Origin of the sequence: Amycolatopsis sp. NBC_01307 (assembly GCF_035975215.1) — a bacterium.
Lineage (GTDB): Bacteria > Actinomycetota > Actinomycetes > Mycobacteriales > Pseudonocardiaceae > Amycolatopsis.
The window spans coordinates 3,083,956-3,103,617 of the sequence record NZ_CP108403.1 but is presented as its reverse complement, the minus strand read 5'-3'; the positions used below and the strand labels follow the sequence as shown (position 1 = coordinate 3,103,617).

General features: G+C 71.3%; 21 protein-coding genes. 11 read left to right on the top strand and 10 right to left on the bottom strand.

From position 1 onward, the window contains the following. The first annotated feature begins 129 nt into the window (after positions 1 to 129). From OG439_RS13080 to OG439_RS13070, 3 genes are read left to right on the top strand one after another with little or no spacing between them, the layout of a single operon-like run. Positions 130 to 1,734: an amidohydrolase gene (locus tag OG439_RS13080; protein WP_326949650.1), complete on the top strand. Its 1,605-nt coding sequence runs from the start codon at positions 130 to 132 to the stop codon at positions 1,732 to 1,734. Between the two features lie 11 nt (positions 1,735 to 1,745). After that, positions 1,746 to 3,374, top strand: coding sequence for an apolipoprotein N-acyltransferase (gene lnt / locus OG439_RS13075; RefSeq protein WP_326949649.1), 1,629 nt, complete (start codon positions 1,746 to 1,748; stop codon positions 3,372 to 3,374). Positions 3,375 to 3,400: 26 nt separating this feature from the next. Next, positions 3,401 to 4,168 carry a polyprenol monophosphomannose synthase gene (locus OG439_RS13070; protein ID WP_326949648.1) on the top strand — a complete coding sequence of 256 codons (768 nt, stop codon included), beginning with the start codon at positions 3,401 to 3,403 and terminating at the stop codon, positions 4,166 to 4,168. On the opposite strand, the gene OG439_RS13065 is transcribed toward OG439_RS13070, so the two are convergent. After that, positions 4,155 to 4,913 carry a class I SAM-dependent methyltransferase gene (locus OG439_RS13065; protein ID WP_326949647.1) on the bottom strand — a complete coding sequence of 253 codons (759 nt, stop codon included), beginning with the start codon at positions 4,911 to 4,913 and terminating at the stop codon, positions 4,155 to 4,157. The genes OG439_RS13070 and OG439_RS13065 overlap by 14 nt on opposite strands. A gap of 12 nt (positions 4,914 to 4,925) precedes the next feature. Next, positions 4,926 to 5,687, bottom strand: coding sequence for a DeoR/GlpR family DNA-binding transcription regulator (locus tag OG439_RS13060; protein ID WP_326949646.1), 762 nt, complete (start codon positions 5,685 to 5,687; stop codon positions 4,926 to 4,928). 48 nt (positions 5,688 to 5,735) lie between these two features. Between OG439_RS13060 and OG439_RS13055 the strand changes: the two genes are divergently transcribed. Continuing rightward, positions 5,736 to 6,404, top strand: a complete 669-nt coding sequence (locus OG439_RS13055) for an NUDIX domain-containing protein (RefSeq protein ID WP_326949645.1) — start codon at positions 5,736 to 5,738, stop codon at positions 6,402 to 6,404. A gap of 163 nt (positions 6,405 to 6,567) precedes the next feature. Here the strand turns inward: OG439_RS13055 and OG439_RS13050 are convergent, their stop codons facing one another. The 3 genes from OG439_RS13050 to OG439_RS13040 all read right to left on the bottom strand — a co-directional run bounded on the left by OG439_RS13050 (position 6,568) and on the right by OG439_RS13040 (position 9,327). After that, positions 6,568 to 6,915 carry an RNA polymerase-binding protein RbpA gene (locus OG439_RS13050; RefSeq protein WP_003081521.1) on the bottom strand — a complete coding sequence of 116 codons (348 nt, stop codon included), beginning with the start codon at positions 6,913 to 6,915 and terminating at the stop codon, positions 6,568 to 6,570. A gap of 225 nt (positions 6,916 to 7,140) precedes the next feature. Next, the gene (locus OG439_RS13045; protein ID WP_247051822.1) at positions 7,141 to 7,905 is read right to left on the bottom strand and encodes a thymidine kinase; all 765 of its coding nucleotides are present in this window, start codon (positions 7,903 to 7,905) and stop codon (positions 7,141 to 7,143) included. Positions 7,906 to 7,926: 21 nt separating this feature from the next. Further along, positions 7,927 to 9,327 (bottom strand): MFS transporter, encoded by a 1,401-nt coding sequence (locus OG439_RS13040; RefSeq protein WP_326949644.1) that lies wholly within the window; start codon positions 9,325 to 9,327, stop codon positions 7,927 to 7,929. 245 nt (positions 9,328 to 9,572) lie between these two features. On the opposite strand from OG439_RS13040, the gene OG439_RS13035 reads away from it, so the two are divergent. Continuing rightward, the gene (locus tag OG439_RS13035) at positions 9,573 to 10,244 is read left to right on the top strand and encodes a transglycosylase family protein (RefSeq protein ID WP_326949643.1); all 672 of its coding nucleotides are present in this window, start codon (positions 9,573 to 9,575) and stop codon (positions 10,242 to 10,244) included. Positions 10,245 to 10,288: 44 nt separating this feature from the next. Here the strand turns inward: OG439_RS13035 and OG439_RS13030 are convergent, their stop codons facing one another. Together OG439_RS13030 and OG439_RS13025 are read right to left on the bottom strand one after the other, a co-directional pair. Continuing rightward, entirely contained in the window at positions 10,289 to 11,431 is a 1,143-nt protein-coding gene (locus OG439_RS13030) for a hypothetical protein (RefSeq protein ID WP_326949642.1), read from the bottom strand. 99 nt (positions 11,432 to 11,530) lie between these two features. Further along, positions 11,531 to 12,313 carry a glycerophosphodiester phosphodiesterase gene (locus OG439_RS13025; protein WP_326949641.1) on the bottom strand — a complete coding sequence of 261 codons (783 nt, stop codon included), beginning with the start codon at positions 12,311 to 12,313 and terminating at the stop codon, positions 11,531 to 11,533. A gap of 66 nt (positions 12,314 to 12,379) precedes the next feature. Here OG439_RS13025 and OG439_RS13020 point away from each other — a divergent pair, with 66 nt between their 5' ends. Beyond that, complete coding sequence (locus OG439_RS13020) at positions 12,380 to 12,760, top strand: hypothetical protein (RefSeq protein ID WP_326949640.1); 381 nt, start codon at positions 12,380 to 12,382, stop codon at positions 12,758 to 12,760. Positions 12,761 to 13,218: 458 nt separating this feature from the next. On the opposite strand, the gene OG439_RS13015 is transcribed toward OG439_RS13020, so the two are convergent. After that, entirely contained in the window at positions 13,219 to 14,181 is a 963-nt protein-coding gene (locus tag OG439_RS13015) for a tyrosine-type recombinase/integrase (protein ID WP_247051816.1), read from the bottom strand. Positions 14,182 to 14,749: 568 nt separating this feature from the next. Then, positions 14,750 to 15,265 (bottom strand): GNAT family N-acetyltransferase, encoded by a 516-nt coding sequence (locus OG439_RS13010; protein ID WP_247051815.1) that lies wholly within the window; start codon positions 15,263 to 15,265, stop codon positions 14,750 to 14,752. A 41-nt stretch (positions 15,266 to 15,306) separates the two neighbouring features. Here OG439_RS13010 and OG439_RS13005 point away from each other — a divergent pair, with 41 nt between their 5' ends. The 5 genes from OG439_RS13005 to OG439_RS12985 are packed head-to-tail and all read left to right on the top strand — an operon-like array spanning position 15,307 to position 19,053. Further along, entirely contained in the window at positions 15,307 to 15,864 is a 558-nt protein-coding gene (locus OG439_RS13005; RefSeq protein WP_326949639.1) for a helix-turn-helix domain-containing protein, read from the top strand. A gap of 49 nt (positions 15,865 to 15,913) precedes the next feature. Then, positions 15,914 to 16,558 carry a DUF1345 domain-containing protein gene (locus tag OG439_RS13000; RefSeq protein ID WP_326949638.1) on the top strand — a complete coding sequence of 215 codons (645 nt, stop codon included), beginning with the start codon at positions 15,914 to 15,916 and terminating at the stop codon, positions 16,556 to 16,558. Between the two features lie 16 nt (positions 16,559 to 16,574). Further along, positions 16,575 to 16,808: an SRPBCC family protein gene (locus OG439_RS12995; RefSeq protein WP_326949637.1), complete on the top strand. Its 234-nt coding sequence runs from the start codon at positions 16,575 to 16,577 to the stop codon at positions 16,806 to 16,808. A gap of 33 nt (positions 16,809 to 16,841) precedes the next feature. Continuing rightward, the gene (locus OG439_RS12990; protein ID WP_326949636.1) at positions 16,842 to 17,447 is read left to right on the top strand and encodes a TetR/AcrR family transcriptional regulator; all 606 of its coding nucleotides are present in this window, start codon (positions 16,842 to 16,844) and stop codon (positions 17,445 to 17,447) included. Then, a complete protein-coding gene (locus OG439_RS12985) occupies positions 17,431 to 19,053 on the top strand; it encodes an acyl-CoA dehydrogenase family protein (RefSeq protein ID WP_326949635.1) in 1,623 nt (540 codons plus the stop codon). The genes OG439_RS12990 and OG439_RS12985 overlap by 17 nt, the downstream gene beginning before the upstream one ends. Here the strand turns inward: OG439_RS12985 and OG439_RS12980 are convergent. Next, positions 19,050 to 19,586: a TetR/AcrR family transcriptional regulator gene (locus OG439_RS12980; RefSeq protein WP_326949634.1), complete on the bottom strand. Its 537-nt coding sequence runs from the start codon at positions 19,584 to 19,586 to the stop codon at positions 19,050 to 19,052. The two genes, OG439_RS12985 and OG439_RS12980, sit on opposite strands and share 4 nt — an antisense overlap. Positions 19,587 to 19,662 lie beyond the last annotated feature (76 nt).

The window sequence follows — 19,662 nt, the reverse complement described above, 5'->3', positions numbered from 1 at the left end:
GTACTCCCAGTCGTCGGTTAGGCGTCAAAATATCCTGTCATAACGTTCTCACGGAGTAAATCTTCCTGCATGCTCGCGGATCTTCCCCCAGGTGGCGGAGGGGTCGGAAGGCCGGAGCAGACTCAGGGCGTGACGGACGAACACACCACGCTCCTGCTCGGCGGGCGCATCTACACCCCCGCCGGCCCGGACGCGACGGCCATGGCGGTCACCGGCGGCACCGTCGTCTGGGCCGGCCAGGACGGCCCGGCCCGCGCCCTGCACCCCGGCGCCGAGACCATCGACCTGGACGGCGCCTTCGTGGCCCCGGCGTTCGTCGACGCGCACGTCCACGCCACCGCCACCGGCCTGCACCTGACCGGCCTCGACCTCACCGCCGTCCGGGACCGCGCCGGGCTGCTGGCCGCCGTCCGCGACGCCGTCGTTCCCGGGCAGGTCCTGCTGGCCCACGGCTGGGACGAGACCGCATGGACCGACCCGCGACTGCCGAGCCGCACCGAACTCGACGACGCCGCCGGCGGCGCCCCGGTCTACCTCAGCCGCGTCGACGTCCATTCCGCCCTCGTCTCCACGGCGCTGGTCGAGCTGGCCCCGGCCGCCCGCGGCGCCGACGGCTGGTCGCCCGACGGCCCGCTGACCCGTGACGCCCACCACGCCGTCCGCGCGGCCGTGCGGGCCGCCGTCACGCCCGAGCAGCGTGAACGCGCCCAGCGGGCGTTCCTCGCCGAAGCCGCGAAGCAGGGCATCGTCAGCGTCCACGAGTGCGCCGGCCCCGACATCTCCGGCCGCGACGACCTCGCCGCGCTCCTGGCCCTCGCCGGCCCGGACGCGCCCGAGGTCGTCGGCTACTGGGGCGAGCTCGGCGCCGTCGACACCGCTCGCGAACTGGGCGTGCGCGGCCTGGCCGGCGACCTCTTCGTCGACGGCGCCCTCGGCTCCCGCACCGCCGCCCTGAGCGAGCCCTACGCCGACCACCACGGCTCCGGGGCGCTCTACCTCGACGCCCACCGCATCGGCGAGCACCTCGCCGCGTGCACCGAAGCCGGGCTGCAGGCCGGGTTCCACGTCATCGGCGACGCCGCGACCGCCGAGGTCGTCGAAGGCTTCCGCCTGGCCGAGAAGCAGGTCGGCCAGCGTGCCCTCGCCGCGAGCCACCACCGGCTGGAGCACCTGGAGATGGTCACGGCCGAGCAGGCCCGGATCCTCGCCGGCTGGGGTGTCGTCGCCTCGATGCAGCCGCTGTTCGACGCCGCGTGGGGCGGCACGGACGGGATGTACGCCGAACGCTTGGGCGCCGGCCGCGCGGCCGGGCTCAACCCGTTCTCCGCCCTGGCCGCCGAAGGCGTCATGCTCGCCTTCGGCTCCGACGCGCCCGTGACACCGCTGGACCCGTGGGCGAGCGTCCGCGCGGCCGCCTACCACCGGACGCCGGGTGCGGGCCTGTCACCGCGCGCGGCGTTCACCGCGCACACCCGGGCCGGGCACCGCGCCGCCGGCGTCAACGACGGCATCACCGGGAGCCTGGCCCCGGGCGCGCCGGCGCACTACGCGATCTGGGACGCCACCGACCTCGTCGTCGCCACCCCGGACACCCGGGTGCAGCGCTGGTCCACCGACCCGCGCGCCGGCGTGCCGCCGCTGCCGCGCCTCGAGCCCGGTGCGGAGCTGCCGCGCTGCCTGCGCACGGTGCGCGCGGGCGAGGTCGTCTACGACGACTTCACGCCGGGCACCTAGAGTCAGCACCTGTGGCAGTCACCGTCGCGGACCCCGAACCGGGCGCTTCGCACCAACCCACCCGAACCCGGCGCTTCCCGCGAGAGTGGCTGCTGCGGCTGACCGGCGCGCTGGTGTCCGGTTTCGCCTATTACCTGAGCTTCGCGCCCCGCCCGCTGTGGTGGCTCGCCCCGCTCGCCTTCGCCGGGTTCGCGCTCGTGCTGCGCGGCCGGAGCTTCCGGGGTGCGTTCGGTTACGGCTTCGCGTTCGGGCTCGTCTTCTTCCTGCCGCTGCTGACCTGGCTGCTGGACTTCCTCGGCCCGGACTTCGGCCCGTGGCCGTGGCTCGGCCTGTCGGGCGCGCTGGCGCTCTACTACGGCTTGGCGGGCGGGCTCATCACGCTGGTGGCCCGGCTGCCGCTCGCGCCGCTGTGGGGCGCGTTGATCTTCATCGCGATGGAGACGCCGCGCGCGTGGTTCCCCTTCGGCGGGTTCCCGTGGGGCCGGGTCGCGTTCAGCCAGCCCGAAGGCGCGTTCCTGCCGCTCGCCTCGATCGGCGGCGCGCCGCTGGTCGGCCTCGCCGTCGTCTTCAGCGGCTTCTGCCTCGCCGCGCTCGCCGGCCGGCTCTGGGACACCCGTGACGCGCTCCGGCCCGCACTGCGCGCCCGGCGCAACGTCCTGGCCGCCGTCGGCACAGTGCTGCCCGTCGTCGCGGGCCTGGCGCTGTGGCCGACCATCGGGACCGCCGCCCAGGACGGCGAGCGCACCATCGCCACCGTGCAGGGCAACGCCCCGGACATCGGCCTCGCGCTGCAGGGCGAGCGGGACCTGCTGCGCCGCAACACCATCGCCGAAAGTCAGCGGCTGCTGGACGCCATCCGCGCCGGGAAGGTCCCGAAGCCGGACCTGATCCTGTGGCCGGAGAGCGCCACCACCGTCAACGGCCCGGACCCGCAGGTCGACCAGCTCGTCGCGAACTTCGGCGTCCCGGCCCTGATCGGCGCCCTCTACGTGCTGCCGGACCGGCACATCCAGAACTCCGTCATCGTCTGGGACCCGAACACAGGGCCCGGGCAGCGCTACGCCAAGCAGCAACTGGTGCCCTTCGGCGAGTACGTGCCCGCCCGCAAGCTCGCCGCGCTCGTCACGCCGTTCGTGGACCAGGAGACCGTCGACATGGTCCCGGGCGACGGCGCCAACCAGACCCTGGGCGTCGCCGGTACCCAGGTCGGGGTGTTCGTCTGCTACGAGGCCGCGTTCGACTACCCCGCCCACGACGCCGTGCGCGACGGGGCCGAGCTGCTGGTCGTGCCGACCAACAACGCCTGGTACGGGGACAGCGAGATGAGCGTGCAGCAGCTGGCGATGTCGCGGCTGCGGGCGGTCGAGCACAGCCGGTCGGTCGTGGTGTCCGCCGTCTCAGGGGTCAGCGCCATCGTCGCGCCCGACGGCACGATCACCAGCTCAACCGGCCTTTTCACGGCCGACTCCCTGGTCGGGCGCGTGCCGCTGCGCACGCAGACTACGCTGTCGGATCGACTCGGTGCGTGGACGGAGTACGGGTTGCTGGCACTGGCGATCGCCGGGGTGGCCGGCGGGCTCGTACTCCGTTTTCGCACCCGGCGCAGCAGCGCCGGCACGGCAGGGGACACGGCGGACTGACCGCCGGGGATATCGGAGGAGCACGGATGTCGCAGGCGCCGCGGGGGGCCCGGGGAATCGAGCCGGTGCTGGTGGTGATCCCGACCTACAACGAGCGGGAGAACCTCGGGCCGATCCTGGACCGCCTGCACAAGGCACTTCCGGATGTGGACGTGCTGGTCGTGGACGACGGCAGCCCGGACGGGACCGGTGAGCTCGCCGACGAGCGCGCCGCGGCCAACGAGCGCGTCCACGTGCTCCACCGGACGGAGAAGTCCGGCCTGGGCGCCGCCTACATCGCCGGCTTCCGGTGGGGCCTGGCCCGGGAGTACAACACCATCGTCGAGATGGACGCCGACGGCTCGCACGCGCCGGAGGACCTGCCGCGGCTGCTGGACGCGGTCGGCGACGCCGACCTGGCCATCGGCTCGCGGTACGTGCCCGGCGGGAGCGTGGTGAACTGGCCGGTCAACCGGCAGATCCTCTCCCGTGGCGCCAACGTCTACTCGCAGCTCGCGCTGGGGATGCGCGTGCGCGACATCACCGCCGGCTTCCGCGCGTACCGGCGCCCGGTGCTGGAGAAGCTGGCCCTGGACGAGGTCAACTCGCACGGCTACTGCTTCCAGATCGACCTGACGCTGCGCACGGCCGACGCCGGGTTCGAGATCGTCGAGGTGCCGATCACGTTCACCGAGCGCGAGATCGGCGAGTCGAAGATGAGCGGCTCGATCATCCGCGAGGCGTTCCTGCGGGTGGCGACGTGGGGCGTGCAGCGCCGCACGCAGCAGCTGAAGCGGCTGTTCAAGCGCGGCTGAGCGCCGTCACGATCCAGGCCTTGGAGCCGAGGAAGACGCCGTCGGGGGTCTCGTGCGCGGTGAACGCCGTGCGCAGCCGATCCACGGCGGCGTCTTCGTCCTGCCCGGCGAGCAGTTCCTTCGCGTCCTTGAGGCCGAGGGTGAACTCGACCGCGGTCGCGGTGTCGGGCCCGTAGCAGACGGGTTCGCGTACCTCGGTGAACTCGACGCCGGTGAAGCCCGCGCGTTCGAGCAGCGCCCGCGTGCGCTCCGGGTGGCCGAGGGAGAAGTGCGATCCGGCGGGTGGCGCTGTCGTGCCGGGCGCCAGGGCGTCGTGGAGCACGGAGTACCACTCGTTGCGGTCGCGCTGCTGCCAGACGAGCAGCACCACGCGCCCGCCGGGCCGCAGGGCGCGCGCGATGTTGCTGAAGGCCGCGGGCGGGTCGGGGAAGAACATCGAGCCGAACCGGCTGAGCGCGACGTCGAACCGCGCGGCCGGGAACGGGTGCGTTTGCGCGTCGGCGACCGCGAACGTGGCTTCTCCGCGTTCTGAGGCCGTCGCGATCGCCGCCTCGGAGACGTCGACGCCGAGGACGGTCCCGGTCACCGACGCCCGAGCGGCCTCCCGCGTCGACTCGCCGGTGCCGCAGCCGACGTCCAGGACGTCCTCGCCGCGGGTGACGGCCACCGCGGCCCGGAAGCGCTCGTTGTGCGGCCGGACCTCGGCGTCGAACAGCGCCGCGAACTTCACCCGGTGCTCGGTCATGTGGTTTCCCCCTCAGTGGCCGGCGAGCCGCAGCTCGACGCCGAGTCCTGCAAGTTTCCGCACGTTCGGGTCGGTCTCGTCGGCGTCGGTGATGATTCCGGCGACGTCGGCGAAGGGCAACACCGCGCACCGCGACGCCGCGCCGAGCTTCTCGGCGCTCGCCAGCACGTACGTGTCGGCCGCGCGCCGGGCCAGCGTCCGCTTCATCGCGGCTTCCTCGGCGTCGCCGGTGGTCAGGCCGGCCTCGGGGTGGACGCCGGTGACGCCGAGCAGGAAGACGTCGGCGCTGATCGCCTGGGCGGCCTCGGCCGCGGCGGCGCCGCAGGTGACCGCGGAGTGCCGGAACAGACGCCCGCCCAGCAGGAACACCTCGATGCCCTCGTGGTCCAGCAACGCGGCGGCGACGGTCGGGCTGTGCGTCACGACCGTCGCCGCCAGGTCTCTGGGCAGCGCCTTCGTGACGGCCAGGGACGTGGTCCCGCCGTCGAGGATGACCGTCGACCCCGGCCGGATGAGGCCGGCGGCGAGGGCGGCCACCCGGTCCTTGCCCGCGACGGCGATCGACGTCCGGCTCGCGTAGTCGGCGACGGCGGGGGAGACGGGCAGCGCCCCGCCGTAGACGCGCTGGCAGAGCCCGGCCGCGGCGAGGTCCCGCAGGTCGCGGCGGATGCTGTCCTCCGAGACGCCGAGCTCGGCCGCGACGTCCTTGGCCAGCACCTTGCCCTCGGCGGCCAGCCGGCCCAGCAGCAGCTCGCGGCGTTCCCCGACCAGCATGCACGATCCTCCTTGTTTGTTCCGAGTCATGCACATTATGGTCGCGGCATGACCACTTCGACAAGCGCGCCCGGCCTCGACGTCCCCGACCACCGCGGCCGCACCGGCCTCGACCGGGCGGGCCGCGACCTGGAGCGCAACCCGCGGGTGCGCGTCACCGACGTCGAACTGCTCGCGGCCGGCTGGCACGTGCTGCGCCGCACGACGTTCGACTACGACCACGGCGACGGGCACCGGACGACCGAGCGGCGCGAGACCTACGACCGCGGCAACGGCGCCACCGTGCTGCTCTACGACCTCGAGGGCGCCACGGTGCTGCTGACCCGGCAGTTCCGTTACCCGGTCTACGTCAACGACCACCCCGACGGGATGCTGCTGGAGGCCGCGGCCGGGCTCCTGGACGACCAGGACCCCGAGACGGCCATCCGCCGCGAGGCGCAGGAGGAGACCGGCGTCCGCATCGGTGAGCTGGAGCACGTGTTCGACGTCTACACGAGCCCGGGCTCGGTCACCGAGCGGCTGCACTGCTACGCGGCGCCGTACCGCCCGGCCGAGCGCGGCGTAGGCGGCGGGCTCGCGGAGGAGGGGGAGGACATCGAGGTGGTCGAGCTGCCGTTCAAGGAGGCCCTGGCCATGGTGGGCACGGGGGAGATCGCCGACGCCAAGACGATCATGCTCCTGCAGTGGGCGGCCCTGGAAGGCCCGTTCAGCCGTTAGCCGTGAGGGGCACCCTCAGGGCTTGTACGTCCCTGAGGGTGCCCCTCACGACCGAAGGGCCCAGGCAGCCGGTGTGCGGGCATGCGAAAGGCCCCCGCGGGGGGAGGTCGCGGGGGCCTTTCCGTTGTGGTGGGAGCAGGCTACGAGCCGAGTCCCGAAGAGGTCACGCGGACCGGGAGGTCCGGCGGCCCTTCAGCTCGGCGAGACGTTCGTTCAGCAGGTCCTCGAGCTCGGGGATGGTGCGCCGCTCAAGCAGCATGTCCCAGTGGGTCCGCGGCGGCTTGACCTTCTTCTGCTCGGGCTGCCCGCCATCGACGATCTCGGACTCGCTGCCGTGCAGCCGGCATTCCCACACCGTCGGGATCTCGGCGTCGTCGGAGAACGGCACCTCGAACTCGTGGTTCTTGGGGCAGGCGTAGCGCACGGTGCGTCGCGGGGCGAGGTCGTGGTTGCGGTCGGTCTCGTAGCTGACCGCTCCCAGCCGGCTTCCACGAAGAACACGGTCGGCCATGATGGGTCCTTTCAGTCAGCTCCGGGGTGGAGCCAGGGTGGTGCTCACCCTATGCAACGACTCAGGGTCTCCGGGGATTCCCGGTTCACCATGTCGTTGCTCACGATGAGCTGCGTCACCCGCCGGGATCAGCTTCCACTAGTAGGAGGCATTTCGCGCTCCGGCGTGACGTCAATACGGCCTTCTTAGTGCTGATATCCCCCGGATGGGCTACTCGGGCATCTCTCAGGTCAACCGTAACTGACCGTGATGAGCGGTAACGGGCCCCAGGTCACCCGCCCGAAAGTGGCGACGACACAATACCTGATAACGCAAAGTAGCCGTTTCGGCCTCAAATCGTGCTGAAGCTGAAGTTTCAACTACGGATTGTTCGGTATCTGCCACGACCACCGTATCGCCTTCACGCACAACCTCGCCGTCGAGCACCCGCGCGTTGAACCGGCCGGTCAGCCCGCACCAGCACAGGACCTCCACCTGGACCGGCTGCAGCTCGTCCGCCAGTTCGAACAGGCGTGCGGCTCCCGGGAACAGCTTGCTCCGGAAATCCGTCGCGATCCCGAAGCAGTAGACGTCGATCTGGACCTCGTCGGCCAGCTCGGCCAGCTGGTCGACCTGTCCGGGGGAGAGGAACTGCGCCTCGTCCACCACCACGTAGTCCACGTGCTGCCCGCGCGCCCACTCCTGTCGCACCAGGTCACGCACGTCGGTGTCCTCGCCGACCTCCACCGCCTGCCGGCTCAACCCGATCCGGCTGGAGATCTGCGGCGCGCCCGAGCGGTCGTGGCGCACCAGCACCAGCCCCCGTCTGCCCTGGCGCGCGTGGTTGTGGTCGATCTGCAGCGCCAGCGTCGACTTCCCGCAGTCCATCGGCCCGTAACAGAACTTCAGCCGGCCCACCGGCGGCGTCCCGCGGCGCGAACCGGCCGCGGGAACCGACGACAGCGCGTCCGTGGGATCGGGGCCGGAGGCCCGGTCGTTCAGCGAGGTCACGACAGTCGACCCTATCGGGGACTACAGCACCTCGGGCGGACGGTTGCCCGCCGCCACGATCGCGCGCCGCACCGGGACCAGCGCGACCAGCACCAGACCGGCCACGAAGAAGATCACCAGCGCCACGATCGCCAGCCGGAACGACCCCGTCGCCTGCCCGACCCCCGCGAACACCAGCGGCCCCAGCCACGACGTCCCGCGCTCGCCCACGACGTAGAGCGAGTAGTACTGCGCGTCCTTGCCCTGCGGGATCATCTGGCTGAACAGCGACCGCGACAGCGCGTTCGTCCCGCCCAGCACCAGCCCGATCCCCACCGCCACCGCCAGGAACTGCGCCACCTTCCCCGGCTGGATGAAGTACGCCCCGACCAGCACCACGATCCACAGCACCAGGCTGCCCAGGATCGTCCGCTTCGCCCCGTACCGCCGCGCCACCAGCCCGTGCAGCGTGCCACCCAGGTACGCCACGAACTGGATCACCAGGATCGTCATGATCAGCACTTCGTCGCCGAACCGCAGCTCGTCCTTGCCGTACTGCGCCGAGACCGCCACCACCGTGGTGATCCCGTCGGTGAAGATCAGGTAGCTGCCCAGGAACGCCAGCGTCAGCGGGAACGCCTTCGCCGAGACGATCGTCCGCCGCAGCTCGCCGAACCCCGCCCGCAGCACCGACGTCCCCGGCGCGACGTCCACCGGCGTGTGGTTGCGGGGGAGCGCCCGCACCGAGGGAACGGTGAACAACGCCCACCACAGCCCCGAGGTCAGGAAGCAGATCTGCACCGCGGTGCCCTTGGACACCCCGAAGGCGTCGTGGCCGAGGTAGAACCCCAGCTGCAACGCCAGCGCCAGGCCACCGCCCAGGTACCCGAACGCCCAGCCCTTCGCCGAGATGTCGTCCCGCTCGTCCGGCCCGCCGATGTCCACCAGGAACGAGTAGTAGACGACCAGCGAGCCGCCGTACCCGATGTTCGCCACGATGAACAGCGCCGCGCCCAGCTGCCAGTCCGACCCGGCCATGAAGAACATCGCCGCCGCCGCGGCCGCGCCCAGGAACGCGAACCCGCCCAGGATCCGCCGCTTGTTGCGGCTGCGGTCGGCCACCGCGCCCGCGATCGGCAGCACCAGCACCTGCACCACGGTCGCCACCGACAGCAGGTAACCCCACGTCGAGCCGGCCGGGAAGTGCAGCCCGAACAAACTCACGTCGCAGTTGTGCAGCGTGTCCGACGCGCCGGACGCGTCGACACAAGCGTGGTCCCCGTTAAGGGTGAAGTTCGACTTCGCGTCCTCGGCCGCGATCGTGCTCATGTAGAGCGCGCCGAACACCGTCGTCGTCGACGAATAGAACGGCGAATTCGCCCAGTCGTAGAAATACCAGCCCCAGCGCTCGCGCTTGGTCGAGCGCGTTCCGGCCAGCGTCATCCACGGCTCCTCAGGGTCAAGAACGTCCAGGTCAGCGCGGAGACTACTGGGCGGTACCGCCGCCGGTCCCGAAGTTCGCCGAAACCGTGTCCGGTTCGTCGCACCGTGATCATCCGCCACTTCCGTGGCAATCACATTCGACGCGTCACGGCGTGTCGCTCAGCGGCGTGAACGGTGTTTCGTGTGAGACTCGTGCGAGCAGTGTGTCTCTTGTGGTCAAAGGGGCACCCTCTTACTGTGCTCGCATGATCCACAACCGCCGACGCACCGTGGCGAGAATCCTGCTTCTCGCCTCCGCCGCTTTGGGTCTGCAGCTGACCGTCCCCGCCATCGCCTCCGCGGACCCCGCGTCGAGCGCCTGGGCCAAGCTGCGCATGTGCGAGTCGAGCGGCCGCTACGCCACCAACACCGGCAACGGCTACTACGGCGCCTACCAGTTCGACCTCCCCACCTGGCGCAGCGTCGGCGGCGCCGGCCGCCCCGACCAGGCCGCCGCCCACGAACAGGACTACCGCGCCCTCTACCTCTACCGGATGCGCGGCTGGCAGCCCTGGCAGTGCGCCGGCATGCTCAAGCTCTCCGGCGACGGCGACGCCCGCAGCAAGCGCGTCCCCAGCTACGCCGACTCCGCCTACATCGGCGGCGGCGGACCGGCCCCCGCACCCACCCCGCCACCCCCGAGCGGCAAACCCGCCTGGCCCGGCGTCGTCTACGCCTACGGCGACTGCGCCGCCCCGCTCAAGACGTTCCAGCTCCGCATGAACGCCTTCGGCTACGGCTTCACCGGCACCGGCTGCTACCTCGAGAAGACCAAGGAAGCCGTCCTCGCCCTCCAGCGCGCCAACGGCATCAAGGACTCCGGCCTCCTCGGCCCCAAGACCTGGGACGCCGCCTGGAACGGCAAACCACCCCGCTGACGCCGGCGCCGGGCCGGGGGAGCAGCCCCGGCCCGGCCCCGACATCACGGCAGGGGATAGAAGTAGTACCCGTCCCCGTCCAGCACGTGGTTCTCCGCCAGGAACCGGGTGAACCGCCGCTGGAACTCCGCGTGGTCGGTGTCCAGCACCGGCCGCACCGTGAACGACGACGTCGCCGAAGCACCCTGCACGCTCTCGTCGACCGGATACGCACCGCACACGTTGGTCAGCCCACCCGAGTGCCGGTTCCAGAACGGCCCCCACGTACTCGCACACCTCGCCTCCGCCGCCACCCGGTGCGCCTCACGCGCCGCGACATCGTAGAACAACCGGTTCTGCGGCCCGGTGAACCCGGCCGACCCACCCGACGTCCCCGGATAACCCGCGTACCGCCCGGCCGGCGCGACGTCCCGCACGAACCGCCCCGTCTCCGCGATCGGCAGCTCACCCGCCGAGAAGTCGAACATCGGCGTGAACCACGTCCGCAGCACGCAGTCCGCACCCCGCACGTACGCCGGATCCAGCTGCCGCGCCACGTCGCACCGCACACCCGTCCCCATCGACGACCCGGTCAACGTGAACCGGCCGTCCGTCTCCGCCACCAGCCGCGACGACACCGTGTAGGACGTCCGCTTCTCCGCGGCCACCTCCGCCGAAGCCCCCGTGGCCGGCGGATCCTCGCCGTCCAGGGAGAACACCTCCGTGACGTCGGGAGCCGCCCTCCACTCCGCGATGCTCTTCACCACCGGCACGACCGACCGGTCACAGAACCCCGCGCCACCCGTCGGCGGCCCGCACAGAATCGACACCCCGAACCGCGCCGTGTCCGCCACGTTGTCCGTCCGCCAGTTCACCAGCCGGTGCGCCATCGCCACCCGCCGCGAGTCCTTCAGCACGTTCAGCGTCGAGAACACGTACGCCGACGCCGTCCCGTCCACCCCGCACGCCGGCTCCGGGCACGCGTAGTGCGCGAACTTCAGCTCCGTGAACCAGCACGCCCCGAAGGCGCTCTTCACGTAATAGCCGTGCCGCGTGTCCACATGACACTCGTCCAGCGACAACGGCTGATCCACCGGAGCCGTGTAGGGCTCCGAATTCGGCGGCGGCCCCGCCGCCGCACCCGGCACAGCGACCAGACCCAGCAACGCCGGCACGGCGCAGAGCAGCACAACAGCACGTCTTCGCATGGATTCCCTCCCCAAGGAAGCCCGGAACCGGGCGGAAACCCACGCTAGCGAGACCGGCGCGAACCGGTCACTCCGGCGAACAGGTGGACAAAATTCCCGTCACGCCTGCTGCCAGGTGCCCCGCTCGATCAGCACCTCACGCAGCAGGTCCGGCCGGTCCGTCACGATCCCGTGCACCCCGAGGTCCAGCAGCGTCCGCATCTCCGCCGGATCGTCGATCGTCCACGTGTGCACCTCGATCCCGGACCGCCCCGCCATCGACACGAACGACTTGTCCACCACCCGCAACGCCCCCTGCCGCACCGGCACCTGCGCCATCACCCCCAGCACCAGCCCGCCCAGCGGCAGCAACGGCAGCTTCCCGCGCGCCCACAGGGCCAGCACCGACCGCGGCCCGACCGCCGTCACCAGCTCCGGCCCCGCCAGCTTCCGCAACCGAGCCAGCCGCGCGTCCGAGAAGGACGCCGCCGCCACCCGGTCCCGCGCACCCGTCCGCTCCAGCACGTCCACGAACGGCTCCACGGCCTGATCGACCTTCACGTCGACGTTGAACCGCGCCTCCGGCAGCTCCTCCAGCACGTCCTCCAGCCGCGACAACGCGACCTCGCCCCCGACCTTCACGTTCTTCAGCTGCGCCCACGTCTGCGACGCGATCGCCCCCGACCCGTCCGTCGTCCGGTCCAGGTGCGTGTCGTGGTGCACGACCACCACACCGTCCGCCGTCGCGTGCACGTCCGTCTCGATGTAGCGGTACCCCTCCGCGAACGCCCGCTGGAACGCCGGCAGCGAGTTCTCCAGCCCCGCCAGCTCGTCGAGGTGCCAGCCACGGTGCGCGAAGGCACGGGGGAGCGGATCGGCCAGGTACGGGAAGGACGCGCGCATCCCCCAAGTGTGCACTTCCGCCATGACCCCGGCATGAGCAGACGATGGCCAGCTAGGGTCTCCCGGGTGAGGGAAGCCGCCGAACTAGCCCAGCCACCCGTGGACGACCTGGCCCCGGCCCGCCGCGGCGCCCCGAAGCACTGCGGCTGGTGTGGCCGACGCCTCCCCGAAGGCGGCAACGTCGGCCGCCGCCGGCGCTACTGCGGCCAGTCCTGCCGCCAACGCGCCTACGAACGCCGGACCGCCCTGCAACGCAGCGGCCTCCCCGAAGACGCGGTCGTGCTCTCCGACACGGAGATCGCCGCACTGCAAGATCGCCTGTTCCAGCTCCGCTGCGCCGCCGAGGACATCGTCACCGCGGCGGACGACGGAGCCGACGCGGGAGAGCTGCGCGGCCTCGCCGCCGACATCGCCCGCGCAGCCAAGGACCTCGAACAACTCCGCTGACCCACGGCGGCGTGCCCTGATGACTGTTCACGTGTGAGGTAGCGCTCAAGCGGACAGATGTACGGCAGTCGCGGCGCGTAGGGGCAGAGCGCAACTGGCCCGTTCGCGCGTGCGACAGGGAGCCAACGGGCGGCTCGCTCACCGGGGGCATGTCACGGACAGGCCAGGGGAGCGAGTGCTGAGGTAGCGCACAAGAAGACCACTCCCGCGAGGTCCCTTCAAAAGAGCCGAGCGGCGCGCTCGGCTCGGCGCGGCCGCTCAGGGGACTCCCGACCGACCCAGCACAAAGCTGACGGGGGACACTCGGTCAGGGCGCAGTCTGCTCTAGGCATGCGTCGGTCGCGCCTCACGTGGAGCGAACGGGCCGTTCGCGCGGCCTGCGCGACTAACCTGTTCCTGTAGTTCGCAGAACTCAGCTGACCGGGCTCGCTCGATAGCCCCAACCCGCAGAACCACGGTCAGCTCAAGCCGTCCAGGGCGCGGTACGTGCGGTTGCTCGCCGCCGCCGCGCGTTGCTCTCGGCCTGTTGCCTCGATGTAGTTCTGGCTCGTCGCCAAGCTCGCGTGACCCAGCAGCGCCATGATCTCCGATGCCGTCGCGCCGTCCTCCGCCAAGCGCGTCGCGAACGTGTGCCGCAACGCGTGCAGGTTCGCGCCCACCGGCACCCGGTCGTGCAGACCCGCGCCCCGGTAACACGACTTCACCAGGTACTCCAGCGCGCCCCGGCCGATCGGCTCGCCTGCGCGGTCCACCAGCAACGGCGAACCAGGGGAGGACCGCACCCCCGGGAACCGCACCCGGCACGACTCCCGGTACCGCTCGATCAGCTCCGCCAGCACCGGCTGCACCGGGATCGACCGATCCCGGCTGCCCTTCCCCTTCACGTGCAGCCGCAGCTCACCGGCGCGCCCGACCAGCGACCGCGGCGTCAGCGCCCGCATCTCCGCCGCCCGCAACCCCGCCACCAGCCCCAGCGCGATCACCAGCACGTCCCGCTCCGGCCACGGGTCCCGCGCCCGCCGCGAACCGGCGGCCGCCGCCGACAGGAGCTGCTCCGGGGTTTCCTCGCCCCGCAACGGCTTCGGCGTCAACGCCGGCGTCCGCGGCCGCGCCACCGCACCCATCGGGTTGCCCGCCAGCAGCCCGTCTGCCACGCAGAACGTCAGGAACTGGTTCCACGTCGACCAGGCCCGCAGCACCGAGCTCTTCGCGTGCCCGTCCGCGAACACCCCGAACACCGACCGGAGCGCCTGCCCGGTGAGGTCGGCGACCGCCAGGTCCTCGGCGGGGCGGCCGAGCTCCGAAACCAGGAGAGTGGTGATCCCGGCCAGATCCCGGCGGTAGGCGTCAGTGGTGTGCGGCGAGTCCTTGCGCGGCCGGCGGGCGGCGAAGAAGGCTTGCTGGGCCTCGGAAACCTTCATGGTGGATCTTGTACCGTACGGCACCGACAATTCCGCTCACCGGGTTCCGACATTTCATGCATAATGGCAATTATGCATGAAATGTCGGAATCGACGGGAATTCGCTCCCGGGGGATCCCGGATCTCGCCTGACGGCCTTCGAGGCCCTCTGACGGCTCATCTGACACCCCGCGGGACATGCGCACACATGTTCGACTGTCGCTTGAGGGCGTCCAGGCCTGAAAGCTGGCCGAGGGCAGACCCGGAGGATGGCTCCCGATGAGCCCGTCAAGTCCCGACGACGTGCGTTCGGCCTAGCATTGCGTGCTCTAGTTTCGTCACCGTGACGTTTTACGGTCGGGTGACGGGACATCGGATCCGCGGCTCCAGGGGATGTCTCTCGCAGTCCCAAGGAACCCTCCCTGGGCACCCCTGAGGCTCAGGAGACTCCGTACGACGACGCTGGCGCTTCACTCCCGGCCGTTCTCTCAGGAGAAGCCGTCCTGACGAAGAACCCCCGCCGAGTTCGGCTTCTTTCGCCCCTCTTGGGTGTCCGCCGCAGGCACTGCCCTAGTGCCGATAATGTACATTATGTCAAGTAACCGGGATCTGGCGCTCCCTCGTCGTCCGAGAGGTCCTTCTGGACCCAGGCGACGTCACGCCAGGCTCCGTGCTTCCAGCCCACCTTGCGGTAGACGCCCGCGGGCTCGAACCCCAGCGCGCGGTGCAGCCCGGCGCTCGCGTCGTTCGGCATCGCCATCCCGGCGAACGCCCGCCGGTATCCGCGTTCCCGCAGCCTGCTGAACAACGCCTCGTACAACGCGCGCCCGGCGCCTGTGCGGCGTCGGCCTGGTTCCAGGTAGATGCTCGTCTCGCACGACCACCGGTACGCGGCGCGTTTGGCGAACGGGCCGGCGTAGGCGAACCCCAGTACTTGTCCATCCTCCTCGAGGACGAGCCAGGCGTGCGCGCCGGCGATGCGGCGGGTCATTTCTTCGGTGTCGGGTGGTTCGGTTTCGAAGGAGATCACCGTGTCGGTGACGTAGGGCGCGTAGATGGCGGCGCAGGCGGCTGCGTCGTCCGGTGTGGCGTCTCGGACCTTCATGGCTCCTATGGTAGCCATACTGAGTCGTATAGTATCAAGTGATGACCGATCCCCTGACTCTTCGGCTGGCGGCGACCGTGCACGCGGCGCGGACGTCCCGAGGCTTGTCCGTCGCCGTGCTGGCCGAGGATTCCGGGGTGTCCCGGGCGATGATCGGGAAGATCGAGCGGGGTGACGTCCAGCCGACGGCGGCGTTGCTGGCGAAGCTGTCGTCCGCGCTGGGGATGACGCTGACGGAGCTGATCGCGCGGGCCGAGGGTGACGAGCGGCGGTTGGTGCGGGCGGCGGAGCAGCCGGTGTGGGTGGATCCGGATTCCGGGTACCGGCGCCGGTCGGTCTCCCCCGCGTCCGGGCGGCCGTTGGAGCTGGTGGAGATCGAGCTGCCGGCGGGTGCGGCGGTGCCGTTGCGGGCGAGCACGTTCCTGCACCAGCAGATCTGGGTGCTGGCCGGGCACCTGCGGATGCGGGAGGGCGCCGAGGTGCACGAGCTGGACGCCGGGGACTGCCTGCAGCTGGGGTCCGCGCCGGACCGGGTGTTCGAGAACCCGGGGTCGCTCCCCTGCCGGTATCTGGTCGCGCTGGTCCCCCGGGCCACCTGACCAGGTGATCCCGGGTGCCGTCGGGGCGTGGCGCCGTTAGTTTCGCGCGATGCGGTGGCTGCGGAGGATCTGGTACCGGTGCGCGGAGTTCCTGCTGGTGTTGCTGGGGCTGGGGTGGTTGATCGCGCCGAACACCGGGCTGGACGTGGTGTTCCTGCTGGCGTGGGACGTGTTCGCGCTGGTGGCGATCGTGTCGCGGTGGGTGCGGATCCGGCGGTACCGGCTGGTGGGCGACGAGGCGGAGCCGTCGTGGTTGCACAGTCTCCTGGGGCGTCGGTGGAACTTCGCGGCGACGCTGGTGGTGAGTGTGGTCGGGATGACGGCGGGTGGGTTGATCCTGGTGGCGAACGCGATCGCCGACGAGGACGACGAGATGGCGTCGGTGCTGCAGATCAGTGCGGTGCCGGCGGTGCTGGCGGCGTGGATCCTGCTGCACTTCGGGTACGCGGACCGTTATGCGCACCTGCATTATCAGGCCGCGCCGGAGCCGGGGTTGCGGTTCCCGGCCACCGAGCGGCCCAATTTGCTGGACTTCGCGTATTTCGCGTTCACGGTGGGGACGTCGTTCGCGACGTCCGATGTGGAGGTGCGGGCGCGGCCGATCCGGTACACGGTGCTGACGCACAGCGTGGTGTCGTTCGTCTACAACACGGCGATCCTGGGGATCGCGGTGGGTGTGGTCACCGGGAAGTAGCGAAGGCGTCGACGTCGTGCTCCCCGACAGGCCGGTTCTCCGGCCGGAGAACCGCCCGGCGCGCCGGGCGTCGACGTTCGAGGCGTCCTTCTCCTGTGTGCCGGTCGACGGCGGGATCCGGGTGACGCGGCGGATCGCGTTCGGGTTCGCCGCTCCCCTGCGCCCGCTGCTCGAGCCGATGCTGAGGCGCAAGCTGCGACCCGACGTCGAGGCGGAGGTCCGGGGCGCGAAGGCCGTCTTGGAGCGTTGACTGAAGCAATGAATCAGTGCTTCACTTCTTGACGTGCCCTACCGCCGTACCCCGAAGGTGCAGGAACGCCTCGACGCGCAGCGCGAGACGATCGTCTCCGCCGCGACGCGCCAGCTGGCCGAGCGCGGCTACAGCGGCTGTTCCGTCGCCGCGGTCGCCGAGCGGGCCGGGGTGGCCGTCGGCAGTGTGTACCGCCACTTCCCCACCAAAGCCGACCTGGTCGTGCACGTGTTCCGGCAGGTCGTGACGCGGGAGGTCGAGGCGGTCCGGGCGGCGTCGGCGGGGCTGGACGAGCCCGCCGAGCGGGTCCTGGCCGTGTTCGAGACGTTCGCCCAGCGCGCCCTGAAGGCTCCCCGGCAGGCTTATGCCCTGCTCGCCGAGCCGGTCGACGCGCTCATCGACGCCGAACGGCTCGAGTTCCGCCGTGCGTTCACCGACGTCGTCGCCGAGCACGTCGCCGCCGGCGTGCGGGACGGCTCGCTGCCGCCGCAGGACGGCCGGATCACCGCGGCCGCGCTCGTGGGGGCTGCCGCCGAGGTCTTGATCGGCCCGTTGACCAGTGGAAACGAACAGGACGTCGGCGCTCTGCGCGCGTTCGTCCTTCGCGCTCTAGGAGGTTCCGATGCCCGCCACGCATGACGTCGTCAACCAGGTCCCGCCGCTCAACGGCCACGACGTCGCCGCCGACCCGGCGCTGCTGGACGGCCTCGAGCGGGCCGGGGCGGGCTGGGCCGCGGCCGAGGTGCACGAGCTGGGCCGGCTGGCCGGCAGCGAGCTGGCCCAGGACTGGGGCCGGCTGGTCAACGAGCACGAGCCGGTGCTGCGCACCCACGACCGTTACGGCCACCGGATCGACGAGGTCGAGTTCCACCCGCACTGGCACGACCTGATGACCGTCGCGGTCGAGCACGGGCTGCACGGGACGCCGTGGCGTGACCCGCGGGAAGGCGCGCACGCGGCGCGGGCGGCGAAGTTCTTCGTCTGGGGCCAGGTCGAGGCCGGGCACAGCTGCCCGATCTCGATGACCTACGCCGCGATCCCGGCGCTGCGGGCGAACCCGGAGCTGGCGGCGCGGTACGAGCCGCTGCTGGCGGCGACCGAGTACGACTTCGGGCTGCGGGAGCCGACGTCCAAGCGCGGCCTGATCGCGGGCATGTCGATGACCGAGAAGCAGGGCGGCTCGGACGTCCGCACGAACACGACCACGGCGACGCCGTCCGCGGACGGCAGCTACACCCTGGTCGGGCACAAGTGGTTCACCTCCGCGCCGATGTCCGACATGTTCCTCACGCTGGCGCAGGCGCCGGGCGGGCTGTCGTGCTTCCTGCTCCCCCGCGTCCTGCCCGACGGCTCGCTCAACCCGATCCGGCTGCAGCGGCTGAAGGACAAGCTGGGCAACCGGTCGAACGCGTCGTCGGAGATCGAGTACGACCACGCCGTCGGCTGGCTCGTCGGCGAAGAGGGCCGCGGGGTCCGCACGATCATCGAGATGGTCAACAACACCCGCCTCGACTGCGCGCTCGGCAGCGCGTCGGGGATGCGGCTGGGCGCGGTGCGCGCGGTGCACCACGCCACCCACCGCTACGCGTTCGGCAAGGCGCTGGTCGACCAGCCGCTGATGGCGAACGTGCTGGCCGACCTGGTGCTGGAGTCCGAAGCGGCGACGACGGTGGCGATGCGGCTCGCGGCCGCGGGCGACCGGCCCGGCGACCCGCGGGAGCAGGCGTTCCGGCGGCTCGGGCTGGCCGTGTCGAAGTACTGGGTGTGCAAGCGGGCGCCGGCGCACGCGGCGGAGGCGCTGGAGTGCTTCGGCGGCAACGGGTACGTGGAGGAGTCCGGCATGCCGCGGCTCTACCGCGAGGCGCCGCTGATGTCGATCTGGGAGGGCTCGGGCAACGTCGCGGCGCTGGACGCGCTGCGGGCGATGGGCCGGCAGCCGGAGTCGGTGGCGGCGTTCTTCGAGGAGGTCGAGCTGGCCGCCGGGGGTGACGCGCGGCTGGACGACGCCGTCGACCGGGTGCGCAAGGAGCTGACCGACCTGGACGGGATCGAGTACCGGGCGCGGCGGCTGGTGGAGTCGCTGGCGCTGGTGCTGCAGGGTTCGCTGCTGGTGCGCCACGGCGACCCGGCGGTGGCGGACGCGTTCTGCGCGTCGCGTTTCGGCGGTGACTGGGGTATCGCGTTCGGCACGCTGCCGGCCGGCGTCGACACGGGCGCGATCATCGAGCGTGCCGCGGTCCGCTAGCGGCCGAGGGCGTCGAGGGCCGCGGTGACCGCCGCGGCCTTCAGTTCGTCGACGGGGGCGTCGGGGAACTGCATGCAGACGTCCTGCAGGCCGCCGAGGGCGAGGATCGCGCGGGCGGCCTGTTCGAGGGTGGGTTCGGGGCCGCTGATCAGCTCGGTGAGCCGGGTGCGCCAGGCCAGGGCCTTGTCGATGAGCCCGAGGTCGGCCAGGGTCGGCGTCTCGGTGAGCAGCATGATGACGTCTTCGCGGTGCCGGTAGTTGAAGTCGAAGAACCCCTCGATGAGCTCCCGCACCGGCGCGTCGCCCCGGGCTTCCTGCTCCACCAGGAACTTCTCGCCGTCGTCGAGCAGGGGCTGGACGATGCTGCGCACCAGGTCTTCGCGGGACTGGAAGTGGTAGTACAGCGCGGGTTTGGTGATGCCGAGGACGTCGGCGATGTCCTGGAGGCTGGTGCGCTGGACGCCCTGCTGGGTGAACAGGTCGCGCGCGGTGGCCAGGATGCGCTGCTTGGTGTCGGAGGAGGGTTTCGGCACCGGTCCAGCATAACTGACTTAACGATAGGTAAGGACTCGTGGTACACCTTACCTACCGTTAAGTCAGGGAGGTGCT

Coding starts and splice junctions, on each gene's coding strand:
- OG439_RS13070 (WP_326949648.1), top strand. CDS start 3,401: ATGTCGCAGGCGCCGCGGGGGGCCCGGGGAATCGAGCCGGTGCTGGTG.
- OG439_RS13055 (WP_326949645.1), top strand. CDS start 5,736: ATGACCACTTCGACAAGCGCGCCCGGCCTCGACGTCCCCGACCACCGC.
- OG439_RS13065 (WP_326949647.1), bottom strand. CDS start 4,913: ATGACCGAGCACCGGGTGAAGTTCGCGGCGCTGTTCGACGCCGAGGTC.
- OG439_RS13010 (WP_247051815.1), bottom strand. CDS start 15,265: ATGAAGGTCCGAGACGCCACACCGGACGACGCAGCCGCCTGCGCCGCC.
- OG439_RS13025 (WP_326949641.1), bottom strand. CDS start 12,313: ATGCGCGCGTCCTTCCCGTACCTGGCCGATCCGCTCCCCCGTGCCTTC.
- OG439_RS13060 (WP_326949646.1), bottom strand. CDS start 5,687: ATGCTGGTCGGGGAACGCCGCGAGCTGCTGCTGGGCCGGCTGGCCGCC.
- OG439_RS13005 (WP_326949639.1), top strand. CDS start 15,307: ATGACCGATCCCCTGACTCTTCGGCTGGCGGCGACCGTGCACGCGGCG.
- OG439_RS13030 (WP_326949642.1), bottom strand. CDS start 11,431: ATGCGAAGACGTGCTGTTGTGCTGCTCTGCGCCGTGCCGGCGTTGCTG.
- OG439_RS13050 (WP_003081521.1), bottom strand. CDS start 6,915: ATGGCCGACCGTGTTCTTCGTGGAAGCCGGCTGGGAGCGGTCAGCTAC.
- OG439_RS13000 (WP_326949638.1), top strand. CDS start 15,914: ATGCGGTGGCTGCGGAGGATCTGGTACCGGTGCGCGGAGTTCCTGCTG.
- OG439_RS13040 (WP_326949644.1), bottom strand. CDS start 9,327: ATGACGCTGGCCGGAACGCGCTCGACCAAGCGCGAGCGCTGGGGCTGG.
- OG439_RS13015 (WP_247051816.1), bottom strand. CDS start 14,181: ATGAAGGTTTCCGAGGCCCAGCAAGCCTTCTTCGCCGCCCGCCGGCCG.
- OG439_RS13035 (WP_326949643.1), top strand. CDS start 9,573: ATGATCCACAACCGCCGACGCACCGTGGCGAGAATCCTGCTTCTCGCC.
- OG439_RS12985 (WP_326949635.1), top strand. CDS start 17,431: ATGCCCGCCACGCATGACGTCGTCAACCAGGTCCCGCCGCTCAACGGC.